Annotated in this window: 21 protein-coding genes; 9 read left to right on the plus strand and 12 right to left on the minus strand. The window is 42.3% G+C overall.

The window, feature by feature from the left end; translation table 11 throughout:
• Positions 1-17 precede the first annotated feature (17 nt).
• From K7A41_RS12485 to K7A41_RS12495, 3 genes are read right to left on the minus strand one after another with little or no spacing between them, the layout of a single operon-like run.
• Entirely contained in the window at positions 18-560 is a 543-nt protein-coding gene (locus K7A41_RS12485; protein ID WP_077433726.1) for a carboxymuconolactone decarboxylase family protein, read from the minus strand.
• Positions 561-581: 21 nt separating this feature from the next.
• A complete protein-coding gene (locus K7A41_RS12490) occupies positions 582-1,793 on the minus strand; it encodes an MFS transporter (RefSeq protein ID WP_265713941.1) in 1,212 nt (403 codons plus the stop codon).
• 34 nt (positions 1,794-1,827) lie between these two features.
• Complete coding sequence (locus tag K7A41_RS12495) at positions 1,828-2,649, minus strand: SDR family NAD(P)-dependent oxidoreductase (RefSeq protein WP_265713942.1); 822 nt, start codon at positions 2,647-2,649, stop codon at positions 1,828-1,830.
• Between the two features lie 157 nt (positions 2,650-2,806).
• On the opposite strand from K7A41_RS12495, the gene K7A41_RS12500 reads away from it, so the two are divergent.
• Positions 2,807-3,712 carry a helix-turn-helix domain-containing protein gene (locus K7A41_RS12500; RefSeq protein ID WP_265713943.1) on the plus strand — a complete coding sequence of 302 codons (906 nt, stop codon included), beginning with the start codon at positions 2,807-2,809 and terminating at the stop codon, positions 3,710-3,712.
• 189 nt (positions 3,713-3,901) lie between these two features.
• Here K7A41_RS12500 and K7A41_RS12505 read toward each other — a convergent pair whose 3' ends face one another.
• On the minus strand, positions 3,902-4,480 hold the full coding sequence (locus K7A41_RS12505; protein WP_317041791.1) for a Crp/Fnr family transcriptional regulator: 579 nt from the start codon (positions 4,478-4,480) through the stop codon (positions 3,902-3,904).
• 212 nt (positions 4,481-4,692) lie between these two features.
• On the opposite strand from K7A41_RS12505, the gene K7A41_RS12510 reads away from it, so the two are divergent.
• Positions 4,693-5,091, plus strand: coding sequence for a DUF1398 domain-containing protein (locus K7A41_RS12510; RefSeq protein WP_077433736.1), 399 nt, complete (start codon positions 4,693-4,695; stop codon positions 5,089-5,091).
• Here K7A41_RS12510 and K7A41_RS12515 read toward each other — a convergent pair.
• Together K7A41_RS12515 and K7A41_RS12520 are read right to left on the minus strand one after the other, a co-directional pair.
• Positions 5,084-5,986: a helix-turn-helix domain-containing protein gene (locus K7A41_RS12515; protein ID WP_265713944.1), complete on the minus strand. Its 903-nt coding sequence runs from the start codon at positions 5,984-5,986 to the stop codon at positions 5,084-5,086. The two genes, K7A41_RS12510 and K7A41_RS12515, sit on opposite strands and share 8 nt — an antisense overlap.
• Positions 5,987-6,064: 78 nt before the next feature.
• The gene (locus K7A41_RS12520; protein WP_265713945.1) at positions 6,065-6,904 is read right to left on the minus strand and encodes an SDR family oxidoreductase; all 840 of its coding nucleotides are present in this window, start codon (positions 6,902-6,904) and stop codon (positions 6,065-6,067) included.
• A gap of 421 nt (positions 6,905-7,325) precedes the next feature.
• On the opposite strand from K7A41_RS12520, the gene K7A41_RS12525 reads away from it, so the two are divergent.
• The 3 genes from K7A41_RS12525 (at position 7,326) to K7A41_RS12535 (ending at position 9,904) form a co-directional block, all read left to right on the plus strand.
• Complete coding sequence (locus tag K7A41_RS12525) at positions 7,326-7,892, plus strand: hypothetical protein (RefSeq protein ID WP_265713946.1); 567 nt, start codon at positions 7,326-7,328, stop codon at positions 7,890-7,892.
• A gap of 150 nt (positions 7,893-8,042) precedes the next feature.
• Positions 8,043-9,035 (plus strand): SDR family NAD(P)-dependent oxidoreductase, encoded by a 993-nt coding sequence (locus K7A41_RS12530; RefSeq protein WP_265713947.1) that lies wholly within the window; start codon positions 8,043-8,045, stop codon positions 9,033-9,035.
• 56 nt (positions 9,036-9,091) lie between these two features.
• A complete protein-coding gene (locus K7A41_RS12535) occupies positions 9,092-9,904 on the plus strand; it encodes a helix-turn-helix domain-containing protein (protein ID WP_265713948.1) in 813 nt (270 codons plus the stop codon).
• Positions 9,905-9,978: 74 nt separating this feature from the next.
• Here the strand turns inward: K7A41_RS12535 and K7A41_RS12540 are convergent, their stop codons facing one another.
• The 5 genes from K7A41_RS12540 to K7A41_RS12560 form a co-directional block, all read right to left on the minus strand.
• Positions 9,979-10,995, minus strand: coding sequence for an Rpn family recombination-promoting nuclease/putative transposase (locus K7A41_RS12540; protein WP_265713949.1), 1,017 nt, complete (start codon positions 10,993-10,995; stop codon positions 9,979-9,981).
• Positions 10,996-11,205: 210 nt separating this feature from the next.
• Complete coding sequence (locus K7A41_RS12545; RefSeq protein WP_265713950.1) at positions 11,206-11,379, minus strand: hypothetical protein; 174 nt, start codon at positions 11,377-11,379, stop codon at positions 11,206-11,208.
• A complete protein-coding gene (locus K7A41_RS12550; RefSeq protein ID WP_265713951.1) occupies positions 11,366-11,590 on the minus strand; it encodes a hypothetical protein in 225 nt (74 codons plus the stop codon). Before K7A41_RS12550 ends, K7A41_RS12545 begins: the two co-directional genes overlap by 14 nt.
• Positions 11,591-11,809: 219 nt before the next feature.
• Positions 11,810-12,214 carry a DUF5675 family protein gene (locus K7A41_RS12555; protein ID WP_265713952.1) on the minus strand — a complete coding sequence of 135 codons (405 nt, stop codon included), beginning with the start codon at positions 12,212-12,214 and terminating at the stop codon, positions 11,810-11,812.
• Between the two features lie 9 nt (positions 12,215-12,223).
• Positions 12,224-12,979 (minus strand): hypothetical protein, encoded by a 756-nt coding sequence (locus K7A41_RS12560; protein ID WP_265713953.1) that lies wholly within the window; start codon positions 12,977-12,979, stop codon positions 12,224-12,226.
• Positions 12,980-13,577: 598 nt separating this feature from the next.
• Between K7A41_RS12560 and K7A41_RS12565 the strand changes: the two genes are divergently transcribed.
• Positions 13,578-13,772, plus strand: coding sequence for a hypothetical protein (locus K7A41_RS12565; RefSeq protein WP_265713954.1), 195 nt, complete (start codon positions 13,578-13,580; stop codon positions 13,770-13,772).
• A gap of 41 nt (positions 13,773-13,813) precedes the next feature.
• On the opposite strand, the gene K7A41_RS12570 is transcribed toward K7A41_RS12565, so the two are convergent.
• The gene (locus K7A41_RS12570; RefSeq protein WP_265713955.1) at positions 13,814-14,854 is read right to left on the minus strand and encodes a hypothetical protein; all 1,041 of its coding nucleotides are present in this window, start codon (positions 14,852-14,854) and stop codon (positions 13,814-13,816) included.
• 354 nt (positions 14,855-15,208) lie between these two features.
• On the opposite strand from K7A41_RS12570, the gene K7A41_RS12575 reads away from it, so the two are divergent.
• From K7A41_RS12575 to K7A41_RS12585, 3 genes are all read left to right on the plus strand, one after another.
• Entirely contained in the window at positions 15,209-15,637 is a 429-nt protein-coding gene (locus tag K7A41_RS12575) for a hypothetical protein (protein WP_265713956.1), read from the plus strand.
• A gap of 89 nt (positions 15,638-15,726) precedes the next feature.
• Entirely contained in the window at positions 15,727-16,281 is a 555-nt protein-coding gene (locus K7A41_RS12580; protein WP_265713957.1) for a Crp/Fnr family transcriptional regulator, read from the plus strand.
• Between the two features lie 251 nt (positions 16,282-16,532).
• The gene (locus K7A41_RS12585; protein ID WP_265713958.1) at positions 16,533-16,757 is read left to right on the plus strand and encodes a hypothetical protein; all 225 of its coding nucleotides are present in this window, start codon (positions 16,533-16,535) and stop codon (positions 16,755-16,757) included.
• Positions 16,758-16,774: the final 17 nt, after the last annotated feature.

Below are 16,774 nucleotides of genomic sequence, written 5' to 3' on the forward strand. Positions count from 1 at the left end.
CACTTCAATTAAAACACTTATGATAAACTTTTTGCTGCCGGAAAATCAATCGGGATCTGGGTATTTGCAAAAACATAATTCGTAAAACTTCTAAGGGCAACCAAGGCTGTAAGTTCTACGAGCGCCTTCTCATCCAAACCAGCTTTATAGAAGTCTTCCAGTGCAGCATTTCCGGCATTGCCTTTATTGTTTGCGATCGATTGGGCAAGTTTTATAATGGCATCCAATTTAACATCCTCAACACTTCCCTTTCTGATTGCTAAAGTGTCCTCCTCACTAAAACCATTTAATTTAGCCAGCATGGTATGTGCAGCAAGACAATAATCACAATCATTTACCTGTGACACCACCAAGTTGATCGCTTCCCTTTCCTTTGCGGTGTAAGAAGAATGATGCGCTAAGGTTGCTTCTGTTTCCAGCATCGCTTTTAAAGCTGATGAAGAATATCCGATAGTAGCATAAAGGTTCGGGATCTTGCCCATTTTTTTCTCTACTGATGATAAAATGACCTGAGCTTCTTCGCTCAATTGTTCTTTGTTTGGAACTGTAATAGTTTTCATATTCTTATTATTTATTATTGTTTACTTGAATCTTTCAATTTCCCCCCGTCTAACGACTGATCTTTTAAAAATAAAAATCCCAAGGAAAGTCAAAACCACGATCAGTAGATTGACCTTTGCAATGCTCTGAACATTTTTTATCTCAAATAAATTGATCAGGCCGTAACCGGCAATGGAACTAATGACGTAAATACCGCCGCCTGTCAGCCCGCTTGCTACACCTGCATTCTTGCTAAAACGCTGTAAACAGTATGCATAGACATTATTAAAAATAAAGCCGGAAAGGAAATGAATAAGCAGCGTAAAAATAAGCAGTACATAAAATCCATTCGCCCCAAATGATATAAGGGTCATCAGGCCTGCGAAAATCAATTGTAGGATCACAGCCGTATTGATTTTTAAGAAGAGATTTTTGTTTATCAACACCTTTGAGGTGATTCCACCCAGCATCAGTGCAATTCCTGAACCCAGCGAACTGTAGCCTGTCACAACAGGTGAATAACCATAAACTTTTTCGATAATAAACGGACTGCTGATCCCGTAAATAACGAGTAGTGAATAGCTCAGTCCGATAATAAGCAGTCCTACACTAAAATCCGCTGTCTTAAGCATACCTGAATAGACATTTAGGATCTGCTTCCGGTTAAAGGACTGGAATTTACGGAGCGATTCACCGGTATATCTCCACTCGAAAAACAGAACAGCTGCTGTCAAAAAGCCCAATAGATAAAAATTCGACTGCCAGCCAAATTTTACCTGTAGATATCCGCCAATAAATGGTGCGACAATAGGAGCCGTTGCCCATACAATTGAAAATAGGCTCGTATAGTGCTTCAGCTTTTCACCACTGTACATATCCACAAAGAATGCCCTCTTTCCAACGATGATCAGCGATACTGTTATTCCCTGTATTATCCGCATTCCATAGATCACACCGATATGGGGAACCAGTGCAATGATAAAACTGGCGATTGAAAATACAATAAGGGCAAACAAGTTGATCCTGTATCTCCCAAAGCTATCCAGTATACTCCCGATAAAAAGCTGGCTGAGTCCGGAGCTTACCATGAAAAGCAATAAAGAAAGCTGCACCTGCTGCATGGAAACGCCCAGATCACCTGCCATCGCCGGCAGCGAGGGAATATAAATATCGGTGGTAAGTCCTCCAAGCGGAATGAGGATAAAGGCGAGCAGGGTGCTGATGTGTAAATATTCTATTTTTTGGGCTTTCATAACGATGTTTAACTATGTGTAAAAAAACACGGGATTACCCGTGTGCTGCTTCTGAAACATCTTTCCATTCCTTCCACTGTTGAAGTTTTTCACCATACACCCTTTCAGTTTTGACATAACCCAATTTGCCCAGGAATAATCTTAACGGCGGATTTTCACTGTCGATCAGTTTTAATATAGCCGGAACAGTAGCTTCAGGTGTACCGTAATCATCAGGGCCAAGTCCTTCAATTTTAGTTAGGCTTTCCTTTAGCGGATTATACACATCCAACTGATCGCCAAATACTGCCGAACTTCCACCAAATTCTGTTTTATAGCCATTTGGTTCGATAAGCGTTACATGGATGCCAAAATCTTTTACCTCACTGGCCAGCGCCTCACTGAGGCCTTCCACCGCAAATTTTGTGGCGTTGTAAATGCCTAAAGTCGGAAGGCTCCATACGCCCAGTACACTGGAAAGCTGGATGATATGCCCATGTCCCTGTGCTCTGAGGATTGGCAGTGCTGCCTGTGTCACCCATAGTGTTCCGAACAGATTTGCATCGAAAACATCCCGGGCTACTTTTTCACCGATTTCTTCCACTGCACCAAAAACGCCATACCCCGCATTGTTGATCACCACATCAAGCTGACCGAAATGTTCGTTGGCTTTGTTTACGGCAGCAAATACAGCTTCTCTATCGGTAATATCCAACTGAAACGGTAATAACTGATCACCATACTTTTCTGATAATGCTGTAAAAGCATTCGCTTTTCTGGAAGTTGCCACGACGTTGTCCCCACGTTGCAATAGTGCTTCTGTCCAAAGTTTTCCAAATCCTGAAGTTGCTCCTGTTATAAAAATTGTCTTTGCCATGTTGTTATTGTTTAAATTATTATTTGTTATTTTGATAAGACAAAGTTATATCCAGAACCGGCCTCTGCTCTACTCCATATCAGCGGAAGAATAGCACAGATTTACGAAAATGTAATTTTGAAACATTTCAACAAGCAAATTCCTAAAATTAGAGACATTGGAAAAGATCAATCATTATAAAAGCATAACCGAACTTCATGAAAAAAGTGGCTTTGAAACTCCGAAGCATCCACTATTGAGCCTGATGACCTGTAAAGAACTTATGACCTATTCGGTCGGAGAAGACAGGTTCACCGGAGACTTTTATATGGTTGCTCTGAAAAAGATCAAATCGGGCTATGTGCTATATGGCAAAACGAAATATGACCACAGTAATGGATCCACCGTTTTTATGAAGCCAAGGCAAATTATTGAGGTCAGTAATGTACAGTTTGCAGAAAAGGGTTTTGTTATATTTTTTCATGAGGATTATCTGGCCGGCCATATTCTGCATGACCAGATCAAAAACTATGGCTATTTTGAGTATGAAATAAATGAAGCCTTGCACCTATCTCCTGCTGAGGAGGTTATCATGTGGGAACTCTATGAAAAAATACGCAAGGAATATGACGAAAATTCAGATGAATTCAGCCGTGAAATTATATTGTCACATATTGACTCCATCCTAAAATATTCCGACCGCTTTTATAAAAGACAGTTTGTGGATCGAAGTAATAACGTTTCGGGAACCACGCTAAAAAGGTTTCAGACAGTATTACAGAACTATTTTGATAAGAAGCTGCACCTTAAAGAAGGTTTGCCCACCGTAAATTATCTTGCGGGAGAACTTTTTCTATCAAGCAGGTATCTGAGCGATCTTCTTAAACAGGAAACCGGAAAAACCGCTCTGGAACATGTCCATATTTACCTGATTAAAGAGGCGAAAAATCTATTGCTGGGATCGGACAGCAACATTTCTAGCATAGCCTATGATCTGGGATTTGAAAGCCCTTCATATTTTACCCGTTTGTTTAAAAAATTGGTGGGTATTACACCTGCCCAATTTAAGGAAGCCAAGAACTGATATCGTAATTAAGGGTAATAGTACAAAATGTTTGAAATTGACCTGCTCATCCTCGTTGAAAAATTTGGTAGCCGCTTTGAATGCCTGTGGTTCCGTTGTGCTGATGTTGATACGTTTTTCCATGTTTCTTATTTTTTAATTTGATACTACAAATTTGGAAAATGGAGAGCCGGAAAAACTTAAAAGGCTTTAAGAAAAATTCTTTTTGCGGATTTCGCTGAGATACTCGGGTGTAAAGCCCAGGTAGGAAGCCACGAGATATTGAGGTACGCGCTGCAGAAATGCAGGCTGATTCTTGAGGAATTGACGGTATAGCTCCTCCCTGGAGTGCTCATAAAGCAGCTTGACGCGCATCTGTGCAGCAGCATAAGCTTTCTGGTACACCATGCGAAAATACTTTTCCATGACCGGGTGCTTTTCCAGTAGATCATCGAGGGCATGTTGGCGAATGACCAGGACTTCTGTTGGCAGTACAGCCTGAATGTAAAACTCTGTGGCCGTCTGATTGATATAAGAGAAGGTCTCTGTCATCCACCAGTTTTCAATCGCGAATTCAGTCGTCTGCTGCACACCCTTTTCATTGATAAAAAACTTTCGCAGAATTCCATCCAGTACAAAATAACTGGCTTTGCAGATCTGCCCTTCGGTCAATACGTTTTCTTTCTTTTTAAGCGTCTGCTGCTCAAAATATCCGGTTATATCGGCAAATTCATCATCAGAAATCTTTATAAATTTATCCAGGTGTTTTTTGAACTGTTCACGCATCATTTAAAGTCTTTTTTTGATCATCTTTAGCCCGTTTAAGATAATCAAAAATAATAAAATAACCTCATCATCCTTGGTGGCGCGGTCTGATCCATTTAGTATATTTACTTATCTATTGGATGGAAGATATTTGACTGGCATTTTCAGTACGGCCAGCACTGTATATTATCGCTTGTAATTCAATAAAAGGCATAATACGTATAAATCAAGGAAAAATGTTTACAGTAGAACAAATAAAAGCTGCTCATAGCAAAGTAAAATCAGGTGCAGACTTTCCTGCCTACATCCAGGACATCAAAAAATTAGGCGTTACCGCTTACGACGTTTTTGTTGCGGATGGGCACACTGATTATTATGGGCATAATCACTACAGAACGAGCTCTCCAGCTAGTCATGAGCCATTGACCATTGGCAACACTGTTGAGGCAGAGCAGTTCAAAAAAGGCTTAAAAGAGCATCAGCAGGGCGAAACAGATTACCCCACTTTTATGGCGATGTGTGCAATATGTGGTATCGAAAAATGGACTGTCTTTCTTGACAAGATGACCTGTGCGTATTATGATAATGGCGGGAATGAAATTCTGGTAGAAGAGATACCTAGACAAATCAACTAATTTCCCGAAAGTGGATCGGTGTCATCTGCATCGCTTTTTTGAAGAAATTATTAAAATGAGTAGCCTCTTTAAAACCTAAAGAATAAGCGATTTCCGAGACATTCCATTCGGTATGTCTCAGTAATATTTTAGCCTCCTGTAACAGGCGCTCCGCAATAATTGCGGAGGTTGTTTTTTCAGTAGTCTCTTTGACGGCGCGATTAAGGTGATTGATATGGACGGAAAGCTGGCCCGCGAATTCGCCGGGCGATCGAAAGCAGATCCGCTGCCTCAGATCTTCAATCGGAAACTGACGCTCTAAAAGTTCCAGGAACATATGCGTGATCCGTTGAGAAGCATTTGCCTGCTGCTTTTCAACTTTAGAAGCCGTTTTCATCCTATGCGTATAATGAAGTAGATCAAACACGAGATTTCTCAGCAGATCATATTTATGTGCATAATCCGACTCTAATCCAGCCTGCATCTTTAAGTATATCTGCTTTATATCTTCCAATTGCTCATCCGTGAGCTCAAAAACAGGTAAGGCGTTGGGTTTAAAGACTTCGTAGTCGTGTAGGTTTCCGAAGTGATGAAAAAATGATGCCGTAAAGACACAAAAAAATCCAGCTTTATAATCGTCAATCCATTCAAATTTGTAAGGGATCTGCGGATTTGTAAAAAATAAGGCCTGCTTTTTAATTTCAATGACCTTGTCAGCATAATGTATTCGGTTTCTACCGATAATCAGGGTAATCTTAAAATAATCTTTCCTGCTGTAGACCACAGGCTTAGTATGCTTCCCTATATATTCATCTATTTTAAAAACATTGAAATGCCCTACCCCATGACGGAAATTCTCGGGTATCCGGTCAAATTTAGATTGGTAAAACCCCTCCAGTGACTGCATTTTTTCCATAGGATAAATGTACGAAAATCAAATAAAAAACGCTGTCACTCAGTCATGACAACGCTTTTTATTTTAAGTATAAGATTTTCAATTAAAATCAGTGGAATAAGAAATATACTTATTGCTTTCTAATTCTTCTGAAAGCAGATTAACTTTTTCCGTTGCCCTTTTGTAGGCATCGCTTCCGAGGTAGAGCCGTACAGGCGGGTTGGGATTCTTTACCAAATCGATAAAAACCTGAGCCAGCAATTCCGGATTACCGATTTGCGATCCGTTCATGGCTGCATATTTTTCGTGGGAGTTTCTCACCGCAGTATAGCCATCAATTTTCTTTTCAGCAAAAACAAGGGAGTTTTCTTCCAGAAACTCCGTCCGGAATGCCCCCGGTGCCACAACTGTCACTTTAACACCAAACTCTTTCACATCCTCTGCCATCACCTCTGAAAGCCCTGTCACCGCATATTTCGTAGCGGCATACATCGCCCAGCCCGTTCCCGGGGCAAAACCCGCAATAGATGAAATGTTGATAATATGGCCCGATTTCTGCTGCCTGAAGTAAGGCATCGCAGACTGCATCGTCTTAATTACAGCCATTACGTTAATTTCAAAACTATCCTTGATTTCTTCCTGACTTAATTCTTCCACAGCTCCACCGATCCCATAGCCGGCATTATTCACCAAAACGTCGATTTTCCCAAAGTGTGCAACCGTACGTTCAAAAGCTTCGTTGATGGATTTCTCACTTGTCAAATCCACTTCCAGCGGTAAGAACCGTGGCCCTTCAACATGTCCGACGGCGTCTATTAAACGCTGAGATTTTCGACTTGTTGCTGCCACGTTATACCCCGCTATGATGAGTTTTTTTACCAATGACAACCCCATTCCCCTGGAAGCCCCCGTTATAAACCATACTTTATTTGTCTCCATATCTAATTTATTTATAGGACAAAATTAGCACTTCAATAGATGTCAGTAATAACTAAATCGAAGCAATAGATTACGAAAATCAAACAATTGAGTGTATTCCACAACAACTCAGCGCTAGCCCAAGTCAACAAAAGAATCACACCGTCAAATGGAGGCCCGGATATTTTCGTACACTCATGTTAAAAATTTAGCCGTACTTTCATTAACTTCGTTAGTCTAACATTTCGGCTTATTTTATACCAACTTGCATACAGACCAACATGGATAAACGCGTAAAATTTGATTTCGAAAGTTTAAAGGTGTGGGGACATTTCCTGTACGCGCATTTGCCAAGCTGAAAAAGGATGTGGCTGGATAGAAGCTTTATGATAAGAACGCCAAGCGCCAAACCATATACGTTAAATTAAATACAAGAAAGAAAATGAGTCAATACTTTTGGATTGCCATACCTGCAGAGCTGTTTTTCCAGTATTGCGGCGAAACGATGGAAAAACATCGTGCACACGCCTATATTGAAATGATAAACCGTCGTTCGGGCAAGCGGAATTATGTGAAATATAGCAAGGAAAATCAGGCGGATTTTTTGAAAAGCTTTTCATCCGCCGATTATTATGGATTTTTTCTGTCCACCTATCCCTTTTCAGATCAGGAGGCTATCAAAAGCTCAGGTCTCTTCTACGATTCACCTGTAGCCGAATATTCAATCGCAGGAAGTGGTGGTTATGAAACTGATCGTACAAGAGAAATCATCCATTTGCGGCAGATCATGAAGCAAGCTGACAAATCCGCAAAAGCTTTTTTTGCGGCCTTGCAGCGCAACCTCAAAAAGATCCCCGATCTACGCGATACCTTGAGAAGTGGAAATAAAAACCATTTTTACCTGCCGACATCAAAAAGTATCATTCCGCAAAACGCGCATAGCCGGCTTATAGAAATGCCCTGGGAAGAACACTGTCTCAGCAAAGACCTTGTCTACCGACAAGAATAATTCCTATTAAGTGTGGTACACAGTGTTGACGAAACCCAATTTAAGGGTCACCTGCCCTTTTGAACAAAGCTAATTAGGACATTTGAACAAAACAGCGCATGTTAATCCGTCCTAATTTTGTCTCAGTAATAACAATTAAATGTATTCAAAATGGAAAAGAATAATTATCAGGGCGTTCAACAACAGCCTATCGGTTCGGGCTTCAATGCAAAATCAACAGCCAATGATGTCATTCAAAACATCGATCTTACCGGAAAAATCGCTATTGTCACTGGCGGCAACACAGGAATTGGGTTGGAAACCACAAAAGTTCTCGCCGCAGCTGGAGCTACGGTAATCGTACCTGCGCGCGATATTGAAAAGGCAAAGAAGAATCTGGAAGGAATTAGAAATGTCGAAATTGTCGCAATGGATTTAATCTCTCCCACATCTATTGATGCTTTCGCGGAAAATTTTATAGCCTCAGGAAGACCCTTACATTTATTGATCAACAATGCCGGCATTATGTGGGTACCTCTTCGCAGAGATGCACGGGGTATAGAATCCCAGCTGGCGACCAACTATCTAGCCCTATTTCAGCTCAGTGCCAGATTATGGCCGTCACTAAAAAAAGCCAATGGAGCACGCGTGATTAATGTGTCTTCCCACGGCCATCATTTTGCGTCTTTTAATTTTGATGATCCTCATTTCCTCCACAGCGCATATGAAACGTTACAGGGGTACGGACAATCGAAGACCGCTGTCAATCTTTTTTCAATGGAACTGGATGTGCGGGGACAATCTTCCCATATCAGAAGCTATGCCGTTCATCCCGGGTCTATTGGTGGAACTGAATTAGGCAGAGAAGCCCCACTGGAACTATTTCAAAAAATGGGTTTTGTGGATGTAAATGGCAACATGTTGCCTGAGGTAGCGGCATCATTAAAAACGATCCCACAAGGAGCAGCTACAACAGTATGGTGTGCTACAAGTCCTTTATTGGAGCATATTGGAGGAGTCTATTGTGAGGATGGGGATATCGCTGTACTCTCTTCGGATATTACCGACCAGAAAGGAGTCAATCCTTATTCACTTGATGAAACCCATGCGAAGAAACTATGGAAACTGACAGAAGAGATGACGGGTATTCGCTTCAATCCGTAAATGCTATTATTTCTTATCTTTAAGTTATTAATTTCCTTCATAAAAAAGCAAAAATCATGGAATACCAAGCCCGATACATTACCGAAGATATAAAGCTTTCAAGCTACGAAGACAAGTTTTTCAAATCAGATATTATGTTTGACCAGCATATGCTGGTCTGGTTTCTTTCCGGAGAAACCAAGATTGTACAGGCTGATGCTACCTATATATTTGGAAAAGGGGATATTTTTCTAATTCCCAGAAATCAGTTAGCGACTATTATTAATTATCCTAAAGACGGTGAACCTCATAAAACTGTTGTCATGCATCTATCATTAGAAACATTAACGGATTTTTATGCAGGCAAGAATATAACTCCCCAACCCAAAAGTTCACCGAAGATATTTTGTTTCAATAATCACCCTCTTCTGGAAAGTTGCCTGGCATCGCTTATTCCCTATTTCGACATGGAGGACATCCCTGTGGATATTGCTTCCATTAAAATTACCGAAGCCATCAGTATTCTCAGGACGCTGAACCAAGAGGTCGATCATGTGCTTGCTAATTTTGAAGAGCCCGGAAAAATCAACCTTGTCGATTATATGGAAAAGAATTTTATGTTCAATCTTCCACTGGAAAAATTTGGTTACCTGACGGGCAGAAGTCTGACAACCTTTAAGCGGGACTTCAAAAAGGCTTTCACCATGACTCCACAACGCTGGTTAACCCGTAAACGTTTGGAACTTGCCTATTATCAGCTTACAGAAAAGAAAAAAAAGCCCTTGGAAGTCTGTTATGAGGTAGGATTTGAAAATCTCTCCCATTTTTCATTTGCATTCAAAAAGCAATTTGGATTGGCTCCAAGTCGTTTGGTTGATCCCCTATCCTAGTTTCAGGCATTCTTCCTGCAGGTCCAAAAGATACAATTGCCTACGACAAGGGGCTTCGTTTATATTGGGAATAATTACTTTTTGTCTCTGGCTAGATCAGCCCGTACTTGCTGTACAAAATCAAGTGAAACCCCAGCAACACGCGCGATAACATCATCGGTAAGCTTAAGCTCATGAATCAAATTTTCCACTACCTCATAGCTTTTCGCCTCAGCACCCTGTTCTATTCCCTGTTCCATTCCTTGTTTAATGCCAGTTTCAATACCTTGTTCAATACCTTGTTCGATACCTTGTTCAATACCTTGTTCGATACCTTGTTCAATACCTGTTTCGAGGCCTTTCTGAATAGCCTCGTTAATCTGTTGCTCCTGATATTGGCGCACAGCTTCAGCATCCCATTTACGTTTTAGACTTACATCATACATTGCTCGTTCCTCCTTATTCAACTTTGCGTATTCCGCTATTTTAAATAATTTTTCAAATATAGTCTTCTTCAGATAGACCGGGATCTTGTTCAGCTTTGACATATTACGTAAAACATAAAGCCAACGATCAAGATCATCTTCTAATTCTGCCTCTACTTTTGTAAAGTTACGCAATTGAACGTAAATAAACCCCAACTCTTCATAAAAAACTCGACCAGTGTCCCTGTTACACAAACAGATATCGTGAAGAACGGTACTGGATTCGTCCACTTGTGAAAAAGTAAATCCATCCATAAGTACCACAATGTATACTTCGGTTATCGCATAATTCCACGCTCGCCGTTTTCCTTTGGGAGCCTGATCCGCAATCAACTTACTGCTGTAGTAAAGCATACGTTTTTTCAAATTTATCTGTGCCGTACGTTGTACTTCGATCACAAACTTCTCACCATTATCAGCAGTGCAGATCAGGTCAAAGATCACGGTACCGATCTCCTCACTATCCCCAACATGTTCATTCTTTTCGTACAATAAATCGACAATAGATTTCCGTCCACGGAATAACCCATTCAATAGCGAAATCAATAAATCCTTATTGGGCTCGGATCCAAAAATGCGCTTAAAAGCATAGTCTGAAACTAGATCTATATAAACTGGCTCGCTCATAGATTCAATAATTGGTTGTTTTATGTAAATATCGCAAAAATAAATCAATAAAACTAATATTTTTAGCAAAAAAAAATAAATACAACACTTTGAATTAGTTTCAAAACTAACGGTTAGAATTATCGAAAATATTTGGTGGTGATTGTCTTGGCGGAAAGACAGTCCATCCAAACGCGTAAGGCGCACCGTTTGGGTGCGCCTTGCCATCCATTACGGACGTCTTCGCTTACTATAGCGTCCCAGTAAACGACTGGTTACAAAACTTGCCAGTGTACCCAGAGCAGCCGTAAGGATCGTCTGCAATGCATCACCAAGCGAGATACTCGCCCAGATGGAGCAGATTGTTCCACCGATAGCCGAGATACGGATATCATTCAGCTTCATCGGCCCCGCTCCTTTCCAGCACTTCCTTCGAGCCATTCTCTATTACGTCGCCAGCCTCTGGCGGGCGCTCCTCCTGATCCAATACTGTCTCCACGATCCCTAGCCCCAAAGCCAGGTATTTTAATATATTCCCGACCTTACCCGGTAATTTAACAGGTGCGGCCAGCACCAGCTGCAGCACCTGTCCTATTTTGTTAAAGACTTTTTTCATTTTTGTACGTATTTAAAAATCCCCATCCTCCAACACTCACTTTTCGTTAAGCTAAGGAGATCATGGAATTGAAAGCCTTGCGTTCCGACTGCCTATCGCTGACGCAAGATGAGGATAGCATAAATCATTGTCCGAGCATAGCGAGTTTGATTTATGCCGTCATCTTGCTAAGAAGATGGCAAAAAGGAATGCAGCAGCTAATTCCAGATCTCCAAAGCCTTATCGAATACTCAAATACACTTCATCCCCCATATCCCAGAGACAATAGACCAGTGCTTTCAGCTTGGCCAGAGCCTGCCGGCTTCCGATGCCCTGCCCCTCACCGGTCAGTGAGGTGACCGGGGCAATGCAGCCGAGCAGTTCCTTTTTGGCATCGTTGGCAGCATGGATCAATATCGCCTCCCGTCCAATGACATTGGGAATGCCGATCTGTTCACCGTGGCGCCTATACCTGCACTTTTCCAGCTTGTACTGTCCGGGCGGGATACAGCTGATCCGCGGCATGTTGTTGCGGTCCGGCAGTTCGATGGTATGGCAGATATGCTCCCCGTTGTAGGTGACCGTCCCGTTGGTGCCCTCAGCTCCATATTTCCGGAGGAGCTTGAGGGTGTGTCTATTACTCATAATCGTCTGTTAAGGTACATCGACCTCCACGATGGTCATGGCGTTGTATGGATTGTTCTTGAGTGGATAGAACTCCCCATTAACTTCCTGATACATGGAGATACCGACGATGAGGTACACAACTTTGGTGGGATCCACGGCCAAGGCTGCCTGTAGCGTTTCTTCCGCGTGTACGCCTATCAGCGGAATATAGGCAGATCTGACTATGACGGGCCGTGGCGGTACTTCTTCGGTACTCAGTTCGGCAGCGGCCAGTGTGAAAAGGATGTGCGTAGCACCCGGGAGCAACATGACATCGTTTTGTGGATTAAATTCCGGGATTGTCAATGTGGCTTCGCCTGCGGCCCTGTCGTACGCTGTTTCGAGTTTTTCGCCCAGCAACAGTTTGAGACTGCTTGCCTGATTGAATTCAAAGCCTTTCAGCATGGCGCTGTTTTCTTCCAGAAATACACGCTCGCCCCGCGCATTTGTCGGATCCGATTTCTGTATCCTGTGGATCAGCGACGTCAACCTGTTGCGCAGGCTGTTGTCGGCGAATGTCCGCAGCAGGTTGTTCAGCTGGATCCGGATACGTTTGGCAGTACTAGCAGCAGTGCCAAACTCAGCCATATTTTCGCGTGTCCGCTGAAAATTGGGATCCGTCTGGATCCGTGCTTTGTCTACTCCGCCTTTCATGCGGACTTCGTAACCGCGACTGCGGTGTTTGCTAAAGGAAAAGTCCCCGACCTTACCTCTAAACTTGATTAAACTTTCTTGTTTTGCCATGATATTTATTATTTGATGACAAGACAAAGATGTAGCACGGCGAAAGGATGTCTGAACAATATGACCGTTAATGCCATCAATGATAGTATCTGACAGGATATGGCAGAGAACGAAGAATATGACCGGATATGACAACATCTGCCTGTCCCGATATCCCATTTAAGTACTGTTAGTGTACGGGTAGTGTACTGAAAAGGTACTATTCCGCTACAAAAAAGGTACTGGAGAGCTACCGGGAAGCTACCAAATAGCTACAGCGCGATGTACCTTTGCAGTAGATAAAAAGTACCTGGTACGTGACCGCTCCGCAGGGATATCGTCAATGCGGATTGCAGGAATGGTAGACAAGATAGGAAACATAATAATGCAGATGTAAGACATTATATAGTATAAAATGCTGTTAGATAAATATTTAAAACAAACTATATGCTGTATCCGTTAATAAGTGGTTAATTCAATTTTCTTAGGGGCTGACTTTCCAACATCTGTTGTCTGCAAAGTCAGAGAGGTATCCAGCCGACAGGAAAACATGGTACCACCAGGTATTGTCTGCGGCCTGCCGTAGGTGTGCCCTGACCATACCACAGCCCTATCACTCATGACTAAAAAACACCGGCTGTGCATCAGCCCCAAAGATATTGCACTGGTACTGGACCTCAGTCCCAGTCAGGCCCAACGTAAATATCGGCAAGCAAAAGACGCCTATGGCAAAGCCAGACACCAACAGCTTACCGTGCGCGAATTTGCAGAATACTATGATTTACCGCTGGAGGAGATTCTAGAACGCCTCTAAGTCTGCCAGTCTCGTTGTATTCAGGAGCGGGAAGCCGCTCCTTACCTCCCGTCCTCTTTCTGGCTTATCCGCGTCCACTGTTCTTTTATTTTTAATAGCCTGTCGTACGCCTCAGCCGGTACCTTTATTCGTTCCTGATGCTTACCAAACAGTTCGATGATACAGTCACCATCCTCTTTATACTGATCTTTGATAGCCAGATGCTGGATCAGTATGCCGCGCCCGGCCCGGAAAAATAAATTAGGCCATTGTTTTTCGATCTTTGCCAGCGAGTCCATATCGACTGTGCCTTCACGGCCATCCAGTAAACGTACATCTACCAGCTTTGAGCGAGCAGACCCTTCTTTGAGATGGAAGTAGGCAACCTGAGGTATTCTTACCCATTCATCCTTGGCACCTATCATGACCACAAATTGCTCCGCTGCCTCTTTGAGACAAGCTTTCAGCCTATTTTCATCAATGCTCAGTTGCTCGTAATTGGTACGGAGCCGTTGTTTGCGGCCTTTCAGTTCAGCAAGCTCACTCTCATATTTTCTGATCAGCTCATTATGCTTTAACTCTGCCGTTTTAAGCTTCCTTTCCAGCTCCGATAACTGAACTTCCATCAACATGATCCGTCTCTTTCTGAAGCTGTTCATTTTGCGTTCCTTACGGATAGCGTAATAGAACTGGATCATGATCAGGCAGAACATGACCACGGTAAAATCACGCTCAAAGTACTCTGCCTGTTGCAGATCCACCCCAAATAACACAAAGTAGATCTTATATACCACCCGCAGCGCGACAGCCCCCAACACATACACTAGTATCACAAACTGGATGATATATCGAAGCGGTTCGTGTTGACGAAGATAAGAATGGGCATCCAATGTAAAGATCACATAAGCGATCGGCACAACAGCAAGCAGCATCAGCACAAAGCTAAATGCAAATACGATGAGATGTTTTTCTAACGTGAGGCTCGAAGCAAGCGATTGGCTCGTGGTGTAAAATGTGATTAAAAAAGCGGAAGTAGCGGCCATTAACATCATCAGCCAGGGCTTTCCATACCAAGATCTGAAGAAATATCGAAGTATAATCATAATCGGTTGATAATATAAATAACCCTGAAATTAATAATCTTTATAATTAGTAGAGGTAACGTTTCCTTTACAATTGGATTAACAGATTTTATTTCGGCTTTCATCGATTCGATATCTGTGTTTAAATCGCTTTTAAACCACTTTGTTGCCTATTTCAACGAAAGGGATTTCTGAGTCATAGATCTAAAACCCTCTTTCTTTCACTTTTAAACAATTAGGTTTTAGTTTAGCTTTTCGATCGAAACATAAAAACAAATTAAACATTTAACAAAGGTGAACACTTGTTGCCAGATTTATAGCCTTGGCATGCTGCTATGGATCCCCTACAAGTGCAATCACCCAGCGATTATTAACATGAAAAAATACACATTTGACGACTTGGGAGTCAGGTTATGGCTCCGGCGACTGTACAGCTCTACCGTTGAAAATCAGATGATGGAGCAGGAACTTATTCTAAATTGTCTAATCAGCTGGATAGCTTCGCGTTTTGAACTTTCAGAAAGCCAGGTTGATTACCTGCTGTCCCTTTCTGATGACTTCAGGAACAATCTTGCACAGGAGCTCGCTTTTACGATCAACAATCACGGAGACATTATCCTGGATAAGCAGACTGATGAGAATTCGAGTGCCCTCTTTCCGGACTCGGTAAAAGTCACGGAGTATGAATCTAACAAGATCCAGTCCGATACTCCCCAATTACCTCAGGGGGAAGCCGGTGAAGAGATATTCATGCGTCGGATGGATGGACAATTAACGATCAGGATATATTACAAACTGCTATAACACCCGCTCATCTACTATGCATCGCCATGGACCATACCTCTTCCATGGCGTTTGCTGTTTTATTGACCGGTCATATACACTAAATTGTCATGGATCGCTTTATCAAACATCTGAACAAGCATTTTAAACCGGATGATCCCTGTCGTGATGAACTGATAGAAAACACTAAAATACGTCATGGAAAGCGAGGACAGATCTATTGTCGGGAGGATGAAAGCCGCCCCTATTGGTGTTATGTACTCGAGGGGAAGGTTGGTGCTTACGAAATGCAACTCAGGAAAAACTATCTCCATTGGATAGCGACCGAGGGGCATTATTTTACAGGTACCAAACATGAGTACAGTTTTAACAGTCAGTCGCTGAACATCCAATTTCTCCAAAAAAGTACCATCGCCTGTATCCCTTTAACGGTGTTGCAGGAATTGCAGGGCCGGTATCCGAGTATGCATCACTTTGTGAGTATCATGCGGCAACGGAAGTCCGATTTTTTTAATAAAAAGGCGCTTATCATGGCGCAGGACGCCACTGGAAGATATGCAAAACTCAAGGAGCTGATGCCTCTACTATTTCACAGCCTCAATAATAAATTGATGAGCCAGTTTTTAAACATTGATCCAAAGACTATCTACCGAAATCGATCGTGAAATCAGGAAAAAAGTAAAATACTACCCTCATGCCCGATTTTAGGATAGTGAATGTCTTTTTCTTTGTGATAGACAACTGGGATAAAACGTCAATGAGTAATGATGAACATCCGGGATGCTAAAAACAGTCTGGCAGAAGGGGTACCCCGCCAGATCGTGGGCGACTAGCAATAGAAGCCATTATGGGGGCCGGTATGACTGCAGCGTACTGAATTATAAATCGAGTTAGTCACCTATTAAAACCTACTATTATGGCATGGTTTCAATTAAAAGCTGGTGGTAACCCTACTATTCCAAATGACTACAACGCTACAAGCACACCCACTTGTAACGGGACAGGAAAAATTTGTGCAATACAGGCTACACCCGATGGCAGCAACAAACCTCAGCTCACCAATGCATTGCGTGATGAGATGATCGTTGCTCTCCAAACGGGATCACCTTCTTCCAATGTTGAATTGCGAAGCACCCCTTAGTCGTTAGACGATTGAGG

Source organism: Sphingobacterium sp. InxBP1 (assembly GCF_026191775.1).
Lineage (GTDB): Bacteria > Bacteroidota > Bacteroidia > Sphingobacteriales > Sphingobacteriaceae > Sphingobacterium > Sphingobacterium thalpophilum.

Bases quoted from the DNA above. Each gene is read 5' to 3' on its own strand.
- K7A41_RS12485 (WP_077433726.1), bottom strand. From the start codon at position 560: ATGAAAACTATTACAGTTCCAAACAAAGAACAATTGAGCGAAGAAGCT.
- K7A41_RS12490 (WP_265713941.1), bottom strand. From the start codon at position 1,793: ATGAAAGCCCAAAAAATAGAATATTTACACATCAGCACCCTGCTCGCC.
- K7A41_RS12495 (WP_265713942.1), bottom strand. From the start codon at position 2,649: ATGGCAAAGACAATTTTTATAACAGGAGCAACTTCAGGATTTGGAAAA.
- K7A41_RS12505 (WP_317041791.1), bottom strand. From the start codon at position 4,480: ATGATGCGTGAACAGTTCAAAAAACACCTGGATAAATTTATAAAGATT.
- K7A41_RS12510 (WP_077433736.1), top strand. From the start codon at position 4,693: ATGTTTACAGTAGAACAAATAAAAGCTGCTCATAGCAAAGTAAAATCA.
- K7A41_RS12515 (WP_265713944.1), bottom strand. From the start codon at position 5,986: ATGGAAAAAATGCAGTCACTGGAGGGGTTTTACCAATCTAAATTTGAC.
- K7A41_RS12520 (WP_265713945.1), bottom strand. From the start codon at position 6,904: ATGGAGACAAATAAAGTATGGTTTATAACGGGGGCTTCCAGGGGAATG.
- K7A41_RS12525 (WP_265713946.1), top strand. From the start codon at position 7,326: ATGAGTCAATACTTTTGGATTGCCATACCTGCAGAGCTGTTTTTCCAG.
- K7A41_RS12530 (WP_265713947.1), top strand. From the start codon at position 8,043: ATGGAAAAGAATAATTATCAGGGCGTTCAACAACAGCCTATCGGTTCG.
- K7A41_RS12535 (WP_265713948.1), top strand. From the start codon at position 9,092: ATGGAATACCAAGCCCGATACATTACCGAAGATATAAAGCTTTCAAGC.
- K7A41_RS12540 (WP_265713949.1), bottom strand. From the start codon at position 10,995: ATGAGCGAGCCAGTTTATATAGATCTAGTTTCAGACTATGCTTTTAAG.
- K7A41_RS12545 (WP_265713950.1), bottom strand. From the start codon at position 11,379: ATGAAGCTGAATGATATCCGTATCTCGGCTATCGGTGGAACAATCTGC.
- K7A41_RS12550 (WP_265713951.1), bottom strand. From the start codon at position 11,590: ATGAAAAAAGTCTTTAACAAAATAGGACAGGTGCTGCAGCTGGTGCTG.
- K7A41_RS12555 (WP_265713952.1), bottom strand. From the start codon at position 12,214: ATGAGTAATAGACACACCCTCAAGCTCCTCCGGAAATATGGAGCTGAG.
- K7A41_RS12560 (WP_265713953.1), bottom strand. From the start codon at position 12,979: ATGGCAAAACAAGAAAGTTTAATCAAGTTTAGAGGTAAGGTCGGGGAC.
- K7A41_RS12565 (WP_265713954.1), top strand. From the start codon at position 13,578: ATGACTAAAAAACACCGGCTGTGCATCAGCCCCAAAGATATTGCACTG.
- K7A41_RS12570 (WP_265713955.1), bottom strand. From the start codon at position 14,854: ATGATTATACTTCGATATTTCTTCAGATCTTGGTATGGAAAGCCCTGG.
- K7A41_RS12575 (WP_265713956.1), top strand. From the start codon at position 15,209: ATGAAAAAATACACATTTGACGACTTGGGAGTCAGGTTATGGCTCCGG.
- K7A41_RS12580 (WP_265713957.1), top strand. From the start codon at position 15,727: ATGGATCGCTTTATCAAACATCTGAACAAGCATTTTAAACCGGATGAT.
- K7A41_RS12585 (WP_265713958.1), top strand. From the start codon at position 16,533: ATGGCATGGTTTCAATTAAAAGCTGGTGGTAACCCTACTATTCCAAAT.